Genomic DNA, 18,681 nt, shown 5'->3' with positions numbered 1-18,681 from the left:
CGTTGTTCCCGCTTCTTTTTTTCTTCCTATTATCTTCTTCCATCGCTTCGGCGCAGTCCAAAAAAGTGGAAGGTACCGTAACGGATTCTACCGGTGCACCGATCCCGAATGTGAGCGTAACGGTAAACAATTCCAAACGTGGTACCGCTACTGATAACAAAGGTTACTACAGCATCATGGCTGAAGAGGGAGCAAGGCTTAACTTTTCTTCTACCAGCTTCAGCAGCCGTACTATTGTTGTTGGCAGCAGCAACCTGGTAGATGTCACCCTCAATTCAACTTCGCAAACGATCGATGCCGTAGTAGTAGTGGGATATGGTACGCAACGTAAAGTGAACCTCACTGGTGCTGTTGGTGTAGTAACCGGCAAAGACCTGGTGAGCCGCCCTGTTCCGAATGTGACCGGCGCATTACAGGGCGTATTGCCCGGCGTAACTGTATTGAGAGGAAGCGGAAAACCCGGTGCTGAAGGATACGATGTGCGCATCCGTGGTTTCTCCACTACCAATAATGCAAAAGCGCTTGTGCTGGTAGATGGTATCGAGCAGGATATGAACCTCATTGATCCAAGCGATGTGGAATCAATCTCCATTCTGAAAGATGCGTCCGCATCAGCTATCTATGGAGCAAGGGCAGCCGCAGGTGTGGTGCTGGTGACAACCAAACAAGGTTCCAGTGCGGGCGGACAAACACGCGTAAATTTCAGCACGTATTATGGTATCAATATTACAGCAAGACAACCTGAACGCCTCAATTCATGGGATGAGCAGACACTGATCGATGAAGCACGTTTCAACGCGACCGGTGCCCGTGAGTTCAATGCAGAGCAAATGGAGTGGCTGCAAAACCCTAATTTTTCTTATCGCCCGAATCCGACAGCTGATCGCTGGGAATATTATGGTAACAACAACTGGGTGGATGCTGGTATGGATAAGATCAACCACCAGCAAAATCATTCTTTGTCTGTCGGTGGTGGAACCAATAAGCTTAATTACCTTTTGTCGGGAAGCTATTATCAACGCGATGGTGTGTTGAGGTACGGCCCTGATGATAATTCACGTTACAATTTCAAAGTGAATGTGAATGCGGAATTGAATAATTATCTTTCTCTAAAAGTCACTTCAGGTTATATCGGTTCATTTGTAAATGAAAATTCTTATGGTACCGATCAGATCATTAACAGGCTGTACCGCAGCCGTACAAGGCAGTCGCTGTATGTGCCAAAAGAAGACCAGACCGGCAATATATACAATGGTGATCTCCAGGTGAACGCAGTTGACATCGAAAAAAATGCCGGGAAAGAAACCCGCGATTATGAAACGTTCACTACCAAAGTAAACCTGCAGGTTAAAAATGTAGTGAAAGGTTTGACATTCGATGTGATCGCATGGCGCAACCAAAGCAGCTACAACATGGAGAACCAGGCTAAAACTTTATATTGGTACGGACGTACTGTCAACACTGTGCGTTTCAGCATCAATACCCCCAACCAGCTTTCTCTGGTTAAAAACAAAGCTTACCAGAATAATATACAAGGATTCTTTACCTATAATTACAAAGCGGGCAATCATGGATTCACGTTCTTACAAGGTGGTTCATTTGAAGAATACCGCAAAGACGAAGTACAGGCTACAGGTCAGAACATGCCGAACAACGAGCTCTTCAGTCTGAACTTTGCCGATCCTCTTACCCGTACCAGCAAAGATGTGGTGCAGACCTGGGCGATCGCTTCTGCATTTGGACGTTTCAACTATAATTTCAAAGGGAAATATTTACTGGAAGCATCTTACCGTTACGATGGCAGCTCCCGCCTGGTACCGGATGACCGCTGGCGTTTCTTCCCTTCCTTCTCAGCAGGCTGGAGGGCAAGTGAAGAAAATTTCATGAAAAATGTTTCTTTCATCAACAACCTTAAAGTGCGTGCTTCATGGGGCAGGCTGGGTAACAGCGATGCACTTGGGTTGTACGATTACATGCCGTTGCTGATAAGCGGTATCGCTACTACCAACAATCTTCCTTTCAATGGCGTGCGCAATCAATATATCTACCAGGATATCATGAATTCGCCAAGGCTTACCTGGGAAACTGTAGCACAATCCAACGTAGGTGTGGATCTTGCTTTCCTCAAAAGCAGGTTGTTAGTGACCGCTGATTATTATGTAAAAAATACCACTGATCTTTTATCACAACCCACCATTCCAAACATCGCAGGCATACCTGCAGGTTATATCAATCTTGGCAAACTGAGAAGCTGGGGTACAGAGCTCGATGTAAAATGGAGAGACCATATCGGTAAAGTACAATACAATGTGGGATTCAACATTTCCGACAACCAGAACAAGTTGGTTTCTTATGATGGCAGAAAGAATGTTGGTACAGGTGGGGTTGTTGGCCTGATTGAAGGCTATGCGATGAATACCGTTTGGGGGTACAAAACAGATGGCTTCTTCCAGACCGATCAGGAAGCTGCGGAATATGCAGCCAAAGTGAACTACCCGTTCTTCGCCAATCCGAAAGCCGGTGATGTGAAATATCTTGATCTCAATGGTGATGGTAAAATAAGTGAAGGTGATGGTACCGTCGATAATCCGGGTGACCTGGTAAATCTCGGTACAACCAATGCACGATACACTTACGGCTTTAGCGTGGGACTTGAATGGAAAGGTTTTGACTTTTCTGTTTTTTTCCAGGGAGCTATGAAGCGTAAATTCCTGATCGACCAGGGAACCTTATCACCGATGTTGGGTACAGCCGACATGCCATGGACAATTCATATGGATCGCTGGACTCCGGATAACCCGAATGCATTTTTTCCAAGGATGTACCAGACAAGTGCGCACAACTACAGGCCTTCCGATCGTTGGGCACAAAACGGAAGCTATATCCGCCTCAAAAATCTTCAGATAGGGTACAAAGTGCCGGTGCCAAAAAAATATGCACGTGAAGTACGGGTATATGTATCCGGACAGGATCTATGGGAATCTACCGATGTATTGAAAGTATTCGATCCCGAAGTTGGCAACAACGTAAGCGCAACATCTTATCCTTTTTATCGCAGTGTGGCATTCGGTCTTAATATTTCACTTTAATCAATCCAGGAAAATGAAAAAGTTTAAAACATCTTCTTTATTAATAATGACAGTTATCGCCTTTGCATTTGCAGGGTGCGATAAATTCGATATCAATCGCCTTCCGGAAACGGAGATCCCGGATAGCCAGTTCTGGAATTCGGAAGCCGATCTTACCAATGCCTGCAACAGGCTTTACCAGGAACTGGATGGCGACTGGATCGACAACAGGGCAGACGATGCATTGACTACGGCACCCAATAATGTCAGCACCGGCAACAGGGCGATACCCAATACCAGTGGAGATTGGAACGATCGTTATGACGAAATATTTACCGCCAACAATATCCTCGAAAAAGGATTGCGTGCAAAAGTGACGGAGCATGTACGTAGCCGCTGGTTTGCCGAAGCATATTTCTTCAGGGCTTATGCTTATTTCAAATTATTGAAATTATATGGCGATGTTCCGCTGCTGTTGAAAACACTGAACACAGAGTCGCCTGAATTATATATGGCACGTACACCCAGGGCAGAAGTGGTTCAGCAGATCTACAACGATCTTGATTCCGGCGTGAAATACCTTCCAAGGCGTGCCGATCTGCCTGCGGCATTGTGGGGGCGGGTTACCCGAAGCAGCGCATTGGCAATGAAAGCAAGGGTGGGATTGTATGAAGGAACCCGGGGAAAATTTCATGGCAATGTTTCCAACTGGCGGGATCACCTGAATATCGCGGTAGCAGCTGCTACAGCAGTCATGGGCGAAGGACATACATTATTTGCAAACTATGGCAACCTGTTCATCCAGGCTGGTGAAGGTCCGGCTAATACAGAGAATATCCTCGTGAAAATTTATGGGGTGAGCAAGGATAATCTTTTGCTGGGGCACAATCATTCCAGGAACATGGAAAATGGGCAGCTGGCGCCAACGCGTAATTTATTGCGCCAATATTTGTACAGCGATGGATTACCTGCTTACAACATCAATGGTACCACAGCATCCGCTACACGTTCTGCATTATTTGTACAGGAATTGAATGAAACCAGTTATAATACCATTCTTGATAACAGGGATCCACGTGTAGGCTTCTCCTATTTCCGTGCCGGCGAAGAAGCGTACCAGGGGCCATGGGTGCCCAAAACATCTTTGGGTATCCGCACCGCGATCGCACCCAAAAAAGGATTCAATAAGATCGATCAGAACATTACCAATGCCGCTACTGTTGACAGGATTCTCATCCGTTATGCAGAAGTATTGCTCACATTGGCAGAAGCTAAATTTGAATTGAACGATGCCATCAGCGATGCAGACCTGAATCTTACTGTGAATGCATTACGCACCAGGGTTGGCTTTGCACCAAAACTTACCAACGCTTTTGTAACCACCAACAACCTAAGTATGCGTGAAGAGATCAGGCGTGAAAGGACAGTAGAATTGGCGATGGAAGGTTTCAGGTACGATGATCTCATCCGTTGGAAATTGGCAGAAACTGTTTTGCCCCAAACTTTGCTTGGCGCAAAATTCATCACAGCTGAATGGGTTGGAACAAATCAGAATACGCTCAACCTCAATGCAGACAGGGTTTTGGTAGTGGAAACAGCAGCCAACCGTACTTTCCGGGTAGACCGTGATTATTTATATCCTGTTCCGTTGAATGAGATCAACACAAGCCGTGGAAATGTAATTCAAAATCCAAACTGGTAATCATCTTAAAAACACAACAATGAAATTAGTCAATTATATAGCATTAGCTTTTATGGGTGCTGCATTCTTCACTTCCTGTGAAAAGCACGAAGCAGCTCCGGCAGGGGTATCGGAACTGGAGCATCATTATTACGCGATCTTTGTTCCGAATAACAACACAGGCATCACCGTATCCAGGTCGCAGACGGCATTGATAAAATTGCCCGTTCAGTTTTATTCAACATTCGTTCGTTCTTACGATGCAGTGGCAGTGTATTCTATCGCGAAATTTATTGATCCTGTTACCACACCGCCTACGGTGTCAAATCCGGCAGTGAGGGGAGTGGATTACAACATCGTGGATCGGAATGGCGTAACTATACCCACTACAGATTCAACTTACAGGATAGTATTTCCCCAGGCCAAACAAGCTATGGACACGATTTATGTGAAACTGCTCAACAATCCTGCACCCGGAGTGCGTAAATTTGAAGTGCAGATGAGAGACAATATCACTTCCGAATTTGATGTGGATATTTTCTCCACAGCATACAGGAGGCCGATCACTATTAATTAACCACTCATATTATTTATCGTATCAAGAATCAAACATCTTTGAAGTATCTTTTTCTTTTTGTTTTATTTCTGTCGGCAGACCGGGCAGGAGCCCAGAGGGTTGTGCTGCCGATGAATGAAAACTGGGAGTTTACAAAAGACATTTATTCTATCGAAAACAACAGCTTACGTGCTGCCACCTGGCAGCACGTTGCCTTACCCCATACGTGGAATATTGCGGATGTGATGGATGACGCTCCCGGGTATTTCAGGGGAACAGGCACTTACAGGAAAAAATTTCTGGCGGGAAAAGATCTGGTAAACAAAGAAGTTTATCTTTTTATCGAAGCTGCTAATCAATCGACGGCAGTTTTTCTCAATGGAAAAATCACCGGCACTCACACCGGTGGTTACACTGCCTTTTATGTTCCGCTGTCGCAATATCTTCTTCCCGGAAAAGAAAATGAACTGGTGATACAGGTTGATAACAGCCACAACGCTGCCATAGCCCCGCTTACAGCCGATTTTACTTTTTACGGGGGATTGTACCGTCAGGTTTCCCTTGTGGCAGTAAATCCCGTTCATTTTTCTTTTAATGAAATGGGAAGCAAAGCTGTTTATATCTCAACGCCGGAAGTCTCGGTTGAACGGGCATCTTTGAAAATCAGATCTGTGCTTGCCGGAAAATATAGTTCAAAAAAAATTATCCTGGTCACTGAACTTTATGATGCAAAAAATAAAAGGATCGCAGAAACTGCTCTACCAATTTTCCCGGGAGCCGCAAATGACACTGCATTTGAACGTACGATACAGGTTGAAAAGCCACACTTGTGGTCGCCGTCAGCGCCTTATCTATACAAAGCTGTAACACGTATCAAAGATGCCGTTACCGGTACCGTGCTGGACGAAATTAAAAATCCCGTAGGTTTTCGATGGTTCCGTTTTGATGCTGCGCAGGGTTTTTTCCTGAATGGAAAACCATTGAAACTGATGGGTGGCAGCCGCCACCAGGATCGTGAAGGAATGGGAAATGCTGTATCAAAAAAACTGGCCCGCAGGGATGTGGAACTCATAAAAGAAATGGGCGGTAATTTTTTAAGGGTAGCGCATTACCCCCAGGATGCAGCTGTAATACAGGCCTGCGATGAGCTGGGGATCCTCACATCCGTGGAAATTCCTGTAGTGAATGAAATAACGGAGTCGGATAGTTTTTATAGTAATTGTATGCGGATGCAGCAGGAAATGATCCGGCAATATTACAATCATCCATCGGTCATCATCTGGTGTTACATGAATGAGATATTATTGAGACCACAATTCAATAATGACAAAGAAAGGCAAAGCCGGTATTTTTCCAACATCACAACTTTGGCAAAAAAACTGGATAGCCTCACCCGTGTGGAAGATCCATACCGATATACAATGATGGCAAATCACGGAGCGTATAGCCGTTACCGTGAAACCGGACTTCTTGATATCCCGATGATCGTTGGCTGGAATTTATATGCCGGATGGTATGGAGCTGATATCAAAGGCTTTCCGGCTTTTCTCGATCAGTTTCACAAGGATTATCCTGCCACACCCATGCTGGTAACGGAATACGGTGCCGATGCCGATCCGCGTATCAGGAGCGCCACCCCCGTTCGTTTCGATAAAAGCATTGAATACAGTACGAAGTTCCACCAGTATTATTTTTATGAAATGATGAACCGGCCATTCGTGGGCGGAGGAATGGTATGGAACCTTGCAGACTTCAATTCGGAAACCCGCAATGAAACCATGCCCCACATTAATAACAAAGGCCTCCTGCAGTGGAACAGGAAACCGAAGGATCCCTATTATTTTTATAAAGCTGCATTAAGTGAAAAGCCTTTTATAAAGATCCTTGGTGCTTCAGATTATTCAGCTGTTGCTGACAGCGGCTTGAATGTGGCATACCACCTTTTGCAGGTAGCAAATAATTTCGATACCGTTTTACTTTTTGTTAATGGAAAAAAGCAGGGGCCTGGTACAACCCAACAATCCCTTGCAACATGGAAAATCCCTTTCAGGAATGGCGTAAATACAATAGAAGCAAAAGCTTTTAGAAATGGAAAAGTATATTCCGATCGTTTATCGGTAAAATTCCGGCTTCAGCCTTTTGTACTAACGGATACGGTTATCCGATTTGAAAAGATGAACGTTTTGCTGGGGGCAGACCGTTATTTTACTGATGATATAAATGAAGTCTGGATACCTTCGCAACAATACAGGCAAGGTAGCTGGGGATATATTGGCGGTAAGCCTTTAAAGCTTTCTTCCGGTAATCTTCCCTATGGTACGGATAAAAACATCCTGGGCACATTTAATGATCCGGTTTATCAGACACAACAAGCAGGAATAAAAAATCTCCGGCTGGATGTTCCGGCAGGTGAATATGAAGTGATATTACACTTTGCAGAATTGGTTGGAGGAACCACGCAGCAATTAGTGTATAATCTTGATTCATCGGGGCGTACAGAACAAAAAGTAAAACGCGTATTCGATGTTTCGATAAACGGAAAACGGGTGGTTGAAAAACTGGATCTGGAACTACAGTACGGGGTTGCAGTCGCGATGCACAAAACCATCAGGGTAGTAGTTGGAAATAATAAAGGAATCGATATAGCTTTTTCGGCAATAGAAGGAGAGCCGGTTTTAAATGCGCTGCAGGTAAAAAAGCTGAATATAAAAACGGTCACGACTAAAACGAAACAATGAAAGCATTCATCATTTACATAACGATCATCTCATTCGCACTGCAAACGGATGGTCAGAAAATCAAGTACAATATCATTATTTCCGATGCAGAAAAACAGACGCAGGTAATGCTGGATGCTATTGCGCAGAAGAAAAATGTTGTAAATAACCCGGCATTGGTTTCTCCGCGGACATTGGAAAAAGAGGAACTTAAACTGGTGCCGGCAAAAGACTGGACAAGCGGATTTTTTCCGGGTCAGTTGTGGCTACTGTATGAACTGACCGGGAAGGAAACATGGAAGCAACAGGCGGAAGCATTTACAAAAAGTATCGAAAGTCAGCAGTTTGATCCGACCACTCATGATCTTGGGTTCAAGATATATTGCAGTATTGGTACGGGTTACAAGCTTACAGAAGATACACATTACAAGGCAGTCATCATTCAGGCGGCAAAAACATTGTCAAGGCGTTTCAATGCCGCAACCGGAACTATCAAATCCTGGGATAATACCAAAAAGTGGGCTTATCCTGTCATCATCGATAATATGATGAACCTTGAGTTGTTATTTGAAGCGACAAAACTTTCCGGTGATTCTTCGTTTTATCACATTGCAGTAACGCATGCGAATACTACCATGAAAAATCATTTTCGTGGAGACTATAGTTCTTATCATGTAGTAGATTATGATACCACAGGTCCAGGAAAAGTCATTAAAAAAACGACCCATCAAGGGTATGCGGATGAAAGTGCCTGGTCACGCGGACAGGCCTGGGGCTTGTATGGTTATACGATGTGTTATCGTGAAACAAAGAATATTGCATATCTGCGCCAGGCAGAAAAAATAGCCGCATATATTTTCAACAATCCAGATATGCCGAAAGACCTTGTGCCTTACTGGGATTTTAATGCACCATCCATACCAAACGAAGAACGGGATGTATCTGCCGCAACCGTTATGGCATCTGCACTGTACGAGCTGAGTTTGTACAGCGATAATAAAAAATCCTACCTTTCAAATGCTGATAAGATACTGAAAAATGTCATTGCTGCTTACCGTGCGCCAATAGGCAGCAGCAAAGGCTTTCTTTTGTTGCACAGCACAGGATCAAAACCGGGAGGGTTTGAAATAGACGCTCCCCTGAGTTACGCTGATTATTATTACATGGAGGCGATTGCAAGAAGTAAAAAACTGAAAAATAAAAAACCTTTATTCTGATCACGAAATGTTGCGGTGGTATAAAAATATAGCGATGATCTTGCTGATATGTTTTTGTCAGCACTCCTTGTATGCGCAGAAGAGCCTGCGTTTGGAAAACGACTGGCAGTTTTTAAAACAGGATATCGGCGGCATATGGGAAGCTGTGCGCCCTGTGATCAAAAACAATCCGGAAGCTGTTCCGGTGTGGACAAATGTAACGTTGCCGCACTGTGCCAATGCGGACGATGCCGTTGATCCAGACGGATTTTATTACCAGGGCGCGTCCTGGTATCGCACACAAATTTCTCTTGAAAATCCTTATGCAAAAGGGCGTACGCTGCTTCATTTTGAAGGAGCGGGGCAAAAAACAACTGTATATATTTATACAACGGAAGTCGCCAGCCATGTTGGAGGTTATGATGAATGGACGGTGGACATTACGGATGCTGTGGAAGCATTCAAAAAGAATCCGGTTTACCAGAAACAGTTCAAAGGGCGTATACCTGTTTCTATCCGTACAGACAATAGCCGCGACCTGGAAATGATCCCTTCCACGTTATCCGATTTCAGTATTTACGGGGGAATATACCGGCACATTAATCTCGTGTATGCGCCACCGTTATCTTTTGATAAATTGTTTGTTGCGGCAAAAGTTGAGAATAAAAGCAGGCAGGGAAAGCTTTCTGTCAGGGCAAGGTTTTTTAATCCTGATAATATCGGTTCAGCAGATATATCTGTAAAAGTCACTGATGCACAAGGAAAACTTGTAGGCCAATCAAGAAAGAAACTCGTTGGACTGAATAAGGATGCGCAGTTAGAAGAAATAATAATTGAAGCACCACGGTTATGGTCAACCGAAAATCCTGATTTATATACTGTGGAAGCCATCGCAATCAACGGCGGAGATACTTGCAGAATATCGGAGCAGGCAGGATTTCGGACTACCGAATTTTTAAGCAAAGGGCCTTTCCTGTTGAACGGTAAAAGATTACTGCTTCGTGGAACGCACCGGCATGAAGATCATGCAGGAGTTGCGGCAGCGATGACGGATGAAATGATCAGGAATGAAATGTTGTTGATGAAAGAGATGGGGGCGAATTTCATCAGGCTCGGGCACTATCAGCAATCTCGGTATGTGTTGAAACTTTGCGATAGCCTGGGAATACTTGTCTGGGAAGAAATTCCCTGGTGCCGTGGCGGACTTGGTGGAAGAATATACAAAGAGCAGGCGAAGCGAATGCTCACCAACATGATCGAACAACATTACAGCCATCCTTCGGCGATCATCTGGGGACTGGGAAATGAAAACGACTGGCCGGGTGACTTCACCTCTTTCGATACATCTGCGATCAAAAGATTCATGACTGAATTGAACGATCTTTCACATCAACTGGATCCATCACGTAAAACTGCTATCCGCCGTTGCGATTTTTGTAAAGAGATCCCTGATATTTATTCCCCTAGCATCTGGGCTGGCTGGTACCGCGGGGTTTACACAGATTATAAAGAATTCACTAAAAAAGAATTTAGCAAGGTCAATCATTTTCTTCATGTAGAGTGGGGCGGAGATAGCCATGCAGGCCGGCATTCGGAAACCCCTGATATCGCATTGCAACAATTCATGCACAACAACGATACGGCAAATTTCATAAAGTCTGTCAAAGCTGCGAAGGATGGTGACTGGAATGAAAGTTATATCTGCAACCTCGTGGACTGGCATTTGAAAGAACAGGAAAAAATGCCCCGGCTTACTGGTACTGCGGCCTGGACCTTTAAAGATTTTTCGACACCGATACGCCCTGATAATCCTGTGCCTTATGTAAACCAGAAAGGAGTGGTAGAAAGGGATCTTACAAAAAAAGAAGCATTCTATGTTTTTCAATCCTATTGGGCTTCCAGGCCGATGGTACATATTTATGGTCACGCTGCGTCTATCCGTTGGGGTAAGAAGAATGAAAAAAAGTTGGTGAAAATTTATTCCAACTGCGATCAGGCGGAATTGTTTGTGAATGGCAAAAGTGCCGGTGTAAAAAAACGTAACAGCCAGGATTATCCTGCTGCAGGGTATCACTGGGAAGTGGCTTTTGCAAATGGAGAGAACATGATTCATGTGGTTGCCCGGAAAGGGAAAGAGATAGTCACGGATACGATTCGCTTTCAATATGAAACAGCATCATGGGGCAAAGTAGCAAAAGCTATTCTTGATAAAATCGCCGAAACCGATGGGGAAGTTACTTTACAGGTGAAACTTGTAGATGATCAGGGGCATCAGTGCCTGGATGCGGCAAATTGGGTTCGTTTTGGACTGACGGGAGATGGGAAGTTGATCGATAATCTCGGTACGTCTACGGGTTCCCGTTATGTGCAGGTTTGTAATGGAGTTGCTAGGATAAAGATTAAAAAGAATAATGGGGCTTCTGTAGCAAGTGCCATGTTAGAAGGAATTTCGACAGTTTTTATTGATATAAAAAAATGAGGCCGGAGTGATAAAGTTGAATAAATATATAACAATAGTATTATTTTGTTTGTCTGCTGCATCCGGTGTGGCACAGAATAAAGTGTCGTCAAAATATGTAAAACTGGATGATAAAGGTTCGCTTCAATATATCCCCGATTCGTTGGGGAATATTTTGCCTGATTTCAGCAGGGTAGGCTGTTACGCCAATCAGGAAGCTTTGCCGGATATACAAACCTGGAGGACGATTTTTCCCACCGGGGAAAACAGCCAGCAGGCGATCCAGTCTGCCATTGATGAATTATCGGTGCAACCTGTAGGTAAAGATGGTTTTCGCGGAGCGATCTTATTAAAGAAAGGAGTTTATAAAATAGCGGGAACTATCCGTATTACCGCCAGCGGAATTGTCCTCCGGGGTGAAGGGGATGAAACGAAACTGGTAGCTGCAGGCAAAGGCCAGCGTAGCCTCATCAGTGTAGCTGGCACGGGGCAATTGCAGGAAATAAGTGGCACAAGGCGAAAGATAAAAGAGAGTTACGTGCCGCTTGGTACAACTTCTCTTACATTGCAAAATGTAAAGGGGTTGAAAGTTGGTGATAGCATTGTAGTATTTCGTCCGGGAACCAGGCAATGGATCGATGATCTTAAAATGAACCAGATCGAGGTTCGCGACAGCAATACCAGGCAATGGCAGCCGGCCGACTATGATCTGCATTTTGAGCGTGTGATCATCGCTATCAACGGAAGTAAGATCACACTGGATAACCCTGTGGTGATGGCCATGGAAGATAAGTATGGTGGTGGCGAAATTTACCGGTACACTTATAAAGGCCGCATCAACAATACCGGCATTGAAGATCTTTTATGCGAGTCAGAATTTAATGGTGATAAAGATGAGGACCATGGCTGGGATGCGGTACATTTCAATAAGGTGCAGAACGGCTGGGTGAAAAATGTTACCTCCGTTTATTTTGGATATTCCTGTGTGAACCTCGGAACGGAAGCCCGCAATATCACTGTGGATAGTTGTAAAAGCCTGGATGCAAAATCGAAGATAGAAGGAGGAAGAAGATATTCTTTTAACAATGACGGGCAGATGAATCTTTTCATGAATTGTTTTGCTTCGGAAGGGCGGCACGATTATGTTACGGGGGCGAAGGTTCGTGGCCCCAATGTTTTTTTTAATTGTAAAGCAGAAAAAACACATGCGGATATCGGTCCACATCACCGTTGGGCAATGGGCACTTTGTATGATAATATTGTAAGTGATGGAGAGATCAATGCGCAGGATCGCGGCAATTGGGGCACAGGCCATGGATGGTCAGGCGTGAACCAGGTTTTCTGGAATTGCACGGCTTCCAAAGCCGCGATACAGGACCCCTGGGTCTCAGGAAAAAATTATGTGGTAGCCTTGCATGCACAAAATTACAGTGGGAGGCTGAAAGGCAGGAACAGCAGCTACTCTGACCCGGGCGAAGCAGATAAATTGCAGATATCATCACTTTATCTTTTCCAGGTACGGGAAGCTGCCAAGCAGCAGATAAAGAATAACCCGGATCAATTGAACAGAACATTACGCTATTAAAAAATATTATGTCAGACATTTTTTCATTGAAAAATAAATCCTTTGTTGTTACAGGTGGCACAGGAATATTGGGTAAAGCTTTTGTGGAAGCCATCGCTGCCGAAGGCGGAAACGTGGGGATACTCGGCAGAAACAAGGTAGTGGCTGAAGAACGTGCGGATGCCATCGTGAAAGCTGGGGGCCATGCCATTCCATTGATCGCTGATATAAATGACGAAGCGGCCCTCTCTGCGGCAAAAGATGAGATGGTAAAAAAATTCGGCTCTGTAGATGGATTGGTGAATGGTGCCGGCGGAAATATTCCCGAAGCGGTGGTGCAACCGGAAGATGATATTTTTTCGCTGGATATGCAGGCATTGGGTAATGCGGTAAAATTGAACTTGTGGGGTACCGTTTTACCTACACAAATATTCGGGAGAGAGATCGCACGCAAAGGAGCCGGGAGCATCGTCAACATTTCTTCACTCAGCGCCTCCAAAGCCCTGACGAGAGTATTAGGTTACAGTCTTGGCAAATCCGCTATTGACTGCTATACCCGCTGGATGGCGGTGGAACTCGCTAACCGATACGGTGATGCGGTCCGTATGAACGCGATCATGCCGGGATTTTTTCTGACGGAACAAAACAGGACTTTACTGACCAACGAAGACAATAGTTACACCGCACGCGGTAATCTTATTGTGCAGCACACCCCATTTAAAAGAATGGGACAGGCTGATGAACTAAAAGGTACTTTAATATGGTTACTGAGCGATGCCTCCCGTTTTGTTACAGGTACTATCATTGCTGTTGATGGCGGGTTCAGCGCTTTCAGCGGAGTGTAAAAATCAATTAAGAATTAAGAATTAAGAATGATGGAAGTCAGTTCAATAAAGATGATACAGACCATGCGCTGGTTTGGGCCAACAGACCCGGTGAGTTTATCGGATATCCGGCAGGCGGGATGTAGCGGTGTTGTTACGGCGCTGCATCATATAAAAAATGGGGAAGTGTGGCCGGTTGACGAGATCATGAAAAGAAAAACTGAGATCGAGGCTGCGGGAATGACATGGGATGTGGTAGAGAGTGTGCCCGTGCATGAAGCGATCAAAACGCAGTCGGGGAATTTTCAGGAGTTCATTGAGAATTATAAAACATCCATCCGCAACCTGGGTGCCTGTGGCGTAACTGTCATCACGTATAATTTCATGCCGGTGCTCGACTGGACGAGAACTGACCTTGCATACACCGTGGAAGATGGCAGCAAAGCATTGCGTTTTGAAAAAGCGGCTTTTGCGGCTTTTGATCTGTTTATCTTAAAAAGGAAAAATGCCGGAACAGAATATAGTCCTGCCGATCTTCAGCGGGCTGAGGAAAGATTCAAAGGAATGAAGGAAGAAGAGAAAGAGCTGTTGCAGAAAAATATAATTGCTGGATTACCGGGCAGTGAAGAAAGTTTTACACTCCTGCAGTTTCAGGAAGTGCTGGATACTTATGAAAATATCGATGCGCAAAAATTACGCAGTCATTTGATCTATTTTCTTCAACACATCATTCCTGTAGCGGATGAATGTGGCGTGAAGATGGTGATCCATCCGGATGATCCGCCGTACCCGATCCTTGGATTGCCGCGTGTGGTAAGCACTGCAGCGGATATTGAACAACTGATAAAAGCAGTTCCATCGCTCAACAACGGACTTTGCTTCTGCACCGGCTCATTTGGTGTAAGGGCCGACAATGATCTTCCTGCCATGGTGAAATTGTTTGGCGAACGCATTCATTTCATCCATTTGCGCAGTACAAAAAGAAATGCGTACGGAGATTTTTATGAAGATGATCACCTCGGAGGCGATGTGGATATGTATGCTGTGGTAAAGGAAATAATAAGGGTGATGCAACAGCGAAATATTTCTATCCCGATTCGGCCCGATCATGGGCACCAAATGCTCGACGATCTCCACAAAAAAACAAACCCGGGTTATTCAGCCATCGGAAGACTTCGGGGGCTCGCGGAATTGAGAGGGTTGGAAATGGGAATAAGGAGATCAATGAAGAATTAAAAATTAAGAATTAAGAATGATGATCGAAGCGGATAGAAGATCGCAGATTTCAAGGGGATAACAGGATTACACAGATGGTTTTTACTTCGTAAAAACGGAAATGCAGTTTATAGAAAATTGAATGATCATTAAAAGTTCAATAGCTTATAAACAGCATTTTCATTTTGCGCCAGCAAAATAATCTGTGTAATCACCTTCATCCCTTTGGAAATCAGTGATCATTCTTTACTTTTTCTTCCTGATAAAATTCTTTCACATAAATCAAAAGCCCTTCAATTCGAAGGGCTTCATTATTAATTCTTCATTGATTTTAAAGTTTTCCCATCACAAACATACTTCCCTTCGGCGTCGGGTTTCCTCCTTTGGTTTCCAGTGTTACGGCGAATGCCTCTGCTTTACCAAAGTTTTTCATTTTTTGTATGTGATAGCGGTTGCCTTTTTTGCTGGTAAGGATCATCCCACCATCAACAGGCTTGCCATCCACGATGCCCCATAGCTGGTATTCTTTTCCTTCGGGAGCTTCGGGAAGATTGCTGGGGTCGATATACACCTCGCCGGTATTTTTCATCCAGAATATTTTAGCAGTAGCTTCAGGAGCTGCCGGCAAACCTTCCAGCGCAACCGGGCGGCTATATTTGTTCTGCACAATGCTCATGTCCTGGTCGAGGCCATTGAGTTTTTCTGTTTGGGCAATTAATTCCTCGTTTTTCTGCTGGTAGGCCAGTGCTGCTTTTTTAAATTTATTGTAATAAACAATATTTACCACCACGCTTGCCAGCAGCAGGAATATGGCAACAGCAGCAGCTCTCTGCCATATTGGTGATATGGAATAAACTTTCGCGGGAGTCTTTTCCGATACCACAGTTTTAGTGGCACTATTATTGAAATTAATTTTATTGAATATTTGTGATTTCAGATCTTCAACAGGCTCAACAGCATTGGCAAAAGCATACTGTTCCATGCTCTTCTCAATCACTGAAAGTTCATTGGCTACTTCAGGATATGCATGCGCCCAGGCCTGCACCTGCGAAGTTTCTTCCGCGGTAGCGAAGCCCATCACATAAGCTTCTAATAATCCTGACGATATGATATCTTTAATTTCCACTATTTAACTGAATTCCAATAATTTTCTAAGTTCTATAATAGCCGTTCGCATACGGGTTTTCACCGTACCCAAAGGTATTCCCATTTCTTTTGAGATTTCTTCCTGTGTATAGCCACTAAAGTAAGCCAGATCTATGATTGCTTTCTGGTCGGGTTTTAATGTAGCCACCTGCTTGCGTAAACCGATAGAATCGAATTGCTCTACCCCAAAATTCTTGTCATGATAACTACTTACGGAGTTTTCATCATGGGAGATTTTCTGTTGTTTCTTATATCCTTTGCTGCGCAAAATATCGATCGTGAGGTTGCGGGTGAGATTTACCATCCAGGTAAACAGGCGCCCTTTACTGCTATCGTATTGTTTGAAATTGTTCCAGATCTTCAGGAATGCTTCCTGCAGAATATCTTCCCGCAGCTGGATATCTTCTACCAACCGGAAGATTACCCCATTGAGCGCACCCGCATAATTATCGTAGAGGTACGAAAATGCAGATTGATCCTGCGACTGTAAAAGCCTTACCAGGTCCTCTTCGCTATATTTTTGTGAGTCTTGCAAAAACGGGGTTGATAATTATGTTTTGTCGAAAATAGGGCGAAATTGTCAATTGACAAATATATAAACACATTACATTAAACAATTTATAAGCCGGAAACAGGCCAAACCTCGTACACACCGCTAAAAAGATACCATTTGCCTGTGGATAACTCCTCGCATTTATATCTTTTTCTCACTTTTTCGCCTTTGCGGAATATCCTGCCGTCTTTTATCCTGAATAATGTATTGTGTTCCAGTTGCTCAACAAATAATTGTCCATTTTGTTTACTATCGTATTTTTTTAATTCACGTAGCAGATTTTCGTCGCCACAACTGCTGGCTGCCGGGTTTTTCAATGTTTTGATCAGCACCGCTTCAAGGCCCGGGGGGACTATTTTTTTTCGGATAAATTCCGCCAGGATCATCCCGAATTCATTTTTCCACTCACGGCCATGGGATGCCACACGGTTCCCGAATTTTTCATAAGTGAACAGGTGCGCCAGTTCGTGCAGGAGCGTTACCAGGAAAGAAAATTTATTGAGATTGCCGTTTACGCTGATGCGGTGGCCCAGGGCTCCGTGGGCATGGCGGTAATCGCCGAGTACTGACTGCCGCTGCCGTGTGATGGTGAGTTGTACTTTGTAGCGATGAATGTATTCCACCACACTTTCATAACTGCCTTCGGGCAGGTAGGGGATCAGTGACGAGAGGTCAACCTGTTCTTTAGCCATTTGATTTTTTGTTCAGCCTGGAAACTGCCATCACTTCTACCCCCAGGTAAACAAGGTATAAAAGCAGGGATACAAAAACCGATCTTTTATTGAAAGCCGCCCCACTGCTAACCGTATAAATAAGCACGGCTATCACACAGGAAAACATCTTGATCATCATGCCCGACATTACGCTGCGGATGAAAACATTAGGATTGGGGTTGCCTAAAGCTTTTTTCTGAATGAAGAACACGAGTATACACATCAGCAGGAACAGGGTATTGGCGCCGAGCAAAACCAGGTTATCCATTCCGGCATGTTGCAATGGGCCCCAGGCAATGCCGATGATAAGTGAGACCAGGAAAAATACTATCAGGAAAGGGGCTAATGCCCGGTTGGCCGTGATCATGTAGACTATTTTTTGGGTGTGGTATCCCGGATGATCTTGATGATCAGGCCGGTGATGAAGAGCAAAGGTAACACCCATACGGCTATTGGCACACGAAATTTCAGGAGGCGGTCAAGCTGCATGCCGCCAAATACGGCAATGGCGATCGCCACAAAAAACTGCGTAGCGAGGCCCGCATATTTCCATAAAAAGGAATTGTTCTTTTCTTTATTCATTTACAGCCAGGGGCGCATCCTGTTGTTTGAGTTCTACTACGCTCGCGCCCATTTTACATTGCCCGTTGAAACTGGCAGTCTCTTCCACAAAGAGTTTAGTGGTATGGATATCGCCGGTAACCAGCGCTTTGCCCTTTAATTGTAAAAGATCCTTTACCTGGATATGGCCGATCACCTGTCCCATCACATCCGCCACGCGGCAGGAAATATTGCCTTCCACCACGCCGTTGGGGCCTATGAGCAGCTTGGCATTGCTGATGATGTCGCCCTTGAGCGTACCGTCGATACGAAGATCCCCGTTGGTTTCAATGTTACCGGTAATGGTGGTACCCGCACCTACGATGCTGTTGGCGGCGGCGGCAGTTTCTTCTGCCGAAGACCTGGATTTGGAAGTAAACATAATACGAG

15 protein-coding genes are annotated in these 18,681 nt (G+C 44.6%); 9 read left to right on the top strand and 6 right to left on the bottom strand.

From position 1 onward, the window contains the following. Window positions 1–2: 2 nt before the first annotated feature. From EGI32_RS00265 to uxuA, 9 genes are read left to right on the top strand one after another with little or no spacing between them, the layout of a single operon-like run. Window positions 3–3,089 (top strand): TonB-dependent receptor, encoded by a 3,087-nt coding sequence (locus EGI32_RS00265; protein WP_255153328.1) that lies wholly within the window; start codon window positions 3–5, stop codon window positions 3,087–3,089. A gap of 13 nt (window positions 3,090–3,102) precedes the next feature. After that, complete coding sequence (locus EGI32_RS00260; protein ID WP_255153327.1) at window positions 3,103–4,770, top strand: RagB/SusD family nutrient uptake outer membrane protein; 1,668 nt, start codon at window positions 3,103–3,105, stop codon at window positions 4,768–4,770. Between the two features lie 19 nt (window positions 4,771–4,789). Further along, window positions 4,790–5,326 (top strand): hypothetical protein, encoded by a 537-nt coding sequence (locus EGI32_RS00255; RefSeq protein WP_255153326.1) that lies wholly within the window; start codon window positions 4,790–4,792, stop codon window positions 5,324–5,326. 38 nt (window positions 5,327–5,364) lie between these two features. Next, on the top strand, window positions 5,365–8,043 hold the full coding sequence (locus EGI32_RS00250) for a glycoside hydrolase family 2 TIM barrel-domain containing protein (protein ID WP_255153325.1): 2,679 nt from the start codon (window positions 5,365–5,367) through the stop codon (window positions 8,041–8,043). Further along, entirely contained in the window at window positions 8,040–9,239 is a 1,200-nt protein-coding gene (locus EGI32_RS00245; RefSeq protein WP_255153324.1) for a glycoside hydrolase family 88 protein, read from the top strand. Before EGI32_RS00250 ends, EGI32_RS00245 begins: the two co-directional genes overlap by 4 nt. 34 nt (window positions 9,240–9,273) lie before the next feature. Further along, entirely contained in the window at window positions 9,274–11,697 is a 2,424-nt protein-coding gene (locus EGI32_RS00240; RefSeq protein WP_255153323.1) for a glycoside hydrolase family 2 protein, read from the top strand. Window positions 11,698–11,746: 49 nt separating this feature from the next. Continuing rightward, the gene (locus EGI32_RS00235) at window positions 11,747–13,261 is read left to right on the top strand and encodes a hypothetical protein (protein ID WP_255153322.1); all 1,515 of its coding nucleotides are present in this window, start codon (window positions 11,747–11,749) and stop codon (window positions 13,259–13,261) included. Window positions 13,262–13,269: 8 nt separating this feature from the next. Beyond that, window positions 13,270–14,085 (top strand): SDR family oxidoreductase, encoded by an 816-nt coding sequence (locus EGI32_RS00230; protein ID WP_255153320.1) that lies wholly within the window; start codon window positions 13,270–13,272, stop codon window positions 14,083–14,085. Window positions 14,086–14,112: 27 nt separating this feature from the next. Further along, the gene (gene uxuA / locus EGI32_RS00225) at window positions 14,113–15,300 is read left to right on the top strand and encodes a mannonate dehydratase (RefSeq protein WP_369681601.1); all 1,188 of its coding nucleotides are present in this window, start codon (window positions 14,113–14,115) and stop codon (window positions 15,298–15,300) included. Between the two features lie 310 nt (window positions 15,301–15,610). Here the strand turns inward: uxuA and EGI32_RS00220 are convergent, their stop codons facing one another. The 6 genes from EGI32_RS00220 to EGI32_RS00195 all read right to left on the bottom strand — a co-directional run bounded on the left by EGI32_RS00220 (window position 15,611) and on the right by EGI32_RS00195 (window position 18,673). Continuing rightward, window positions 15,611–16,405, bottom strand: a complete 795-nt coding sequence (locus EGI32_RS00220; protein WP_255153319.1) for an anti-sigma factor — start codon at window positions 16,403–16,405, stop codon at window positions 15,611–15,613. Window positions 16,406–16,408: 3 nt separating this feature from the next. Further along, window positions 16,409–16,960 carry an RNA polymerase sigma factor gene (locus EGI32_RS00215; RefSeq protein ID WP_255153318.1) on the bottom strand — a complete coding sequence of 184 codons (552 nt, stop codon included), beginning with the start codon at window positions 16,958–16,960 and terminating at the stop codon, window positions 16,409–16,411. Window positions 16,961–17,043: 83 nt separating this feature from the next. Next, window positions 17,044–17,670 (bottom strand): SprT-like domain-containing protein, encoded by a 627-nt coding sequence (locus EGI32_RS00210; RefSeq protein ID WP_255153316.1) that lies wholly within the window; start codon window positions 17,668–17,670, stop codon window positions 17,044–17,046. Beyond that, on the bottom strand, window positions 17,663–18,058 hold the full coding sequence (locus EGI32_RS00205) for a hypothetical protein (protein WP_255153315.1): 396 nt from the start codon (window positions 18,056–18,058) through the stop codon (window positions 17,663–17,665). Before EGI32_RS00205 ends, EGI32_RS00210 begins: the two co-directional genes overlap by 8 nt. Window positions 18,059–18,063: 5 nt before the next feature. Further along, window positions 18,064–18,273, bottom strand: coding sequence for a hypothetical protein (locus tag EGI32_RS00200; RefSeq protein WP_255153311.1), 210 nt, complete (start codon window positions 18,271–18,273; stop codon window positions 18,064–18,066). Then, window positions 18,266–18,673: a polymer-forming cytoskeletal protein gene (locus tag EGI32_RS00195; RefSeq protein ID WP_255153310.1), complete on the bottom strand. Its 408-nt coding sequence runs from the start codon at window positions 18,671–18,673 to the stop codon at window positions 18,266–18,268. The genes EGI32_RS00200 and EGI32_RS00195 overlap by 8 nt, the downstream gene beginning before the upstream one ends. Between the last annotated feature and the right edge of the window lie 8 nt (window positions 18,674–18,681).

Origin of the sequence: Ferruginibacter sp. HRS2-29, from assembly GCF_024343615.1 — a bacterium.
Lineage (GTDB): Bacteria > Bacteroidota > Bacteroidia > Chitinophagales > Chitinophagaceae > Ferruginibacter.
This window is presented reverse-complemented; position numbering and strand designations above follow the sequence as displayed.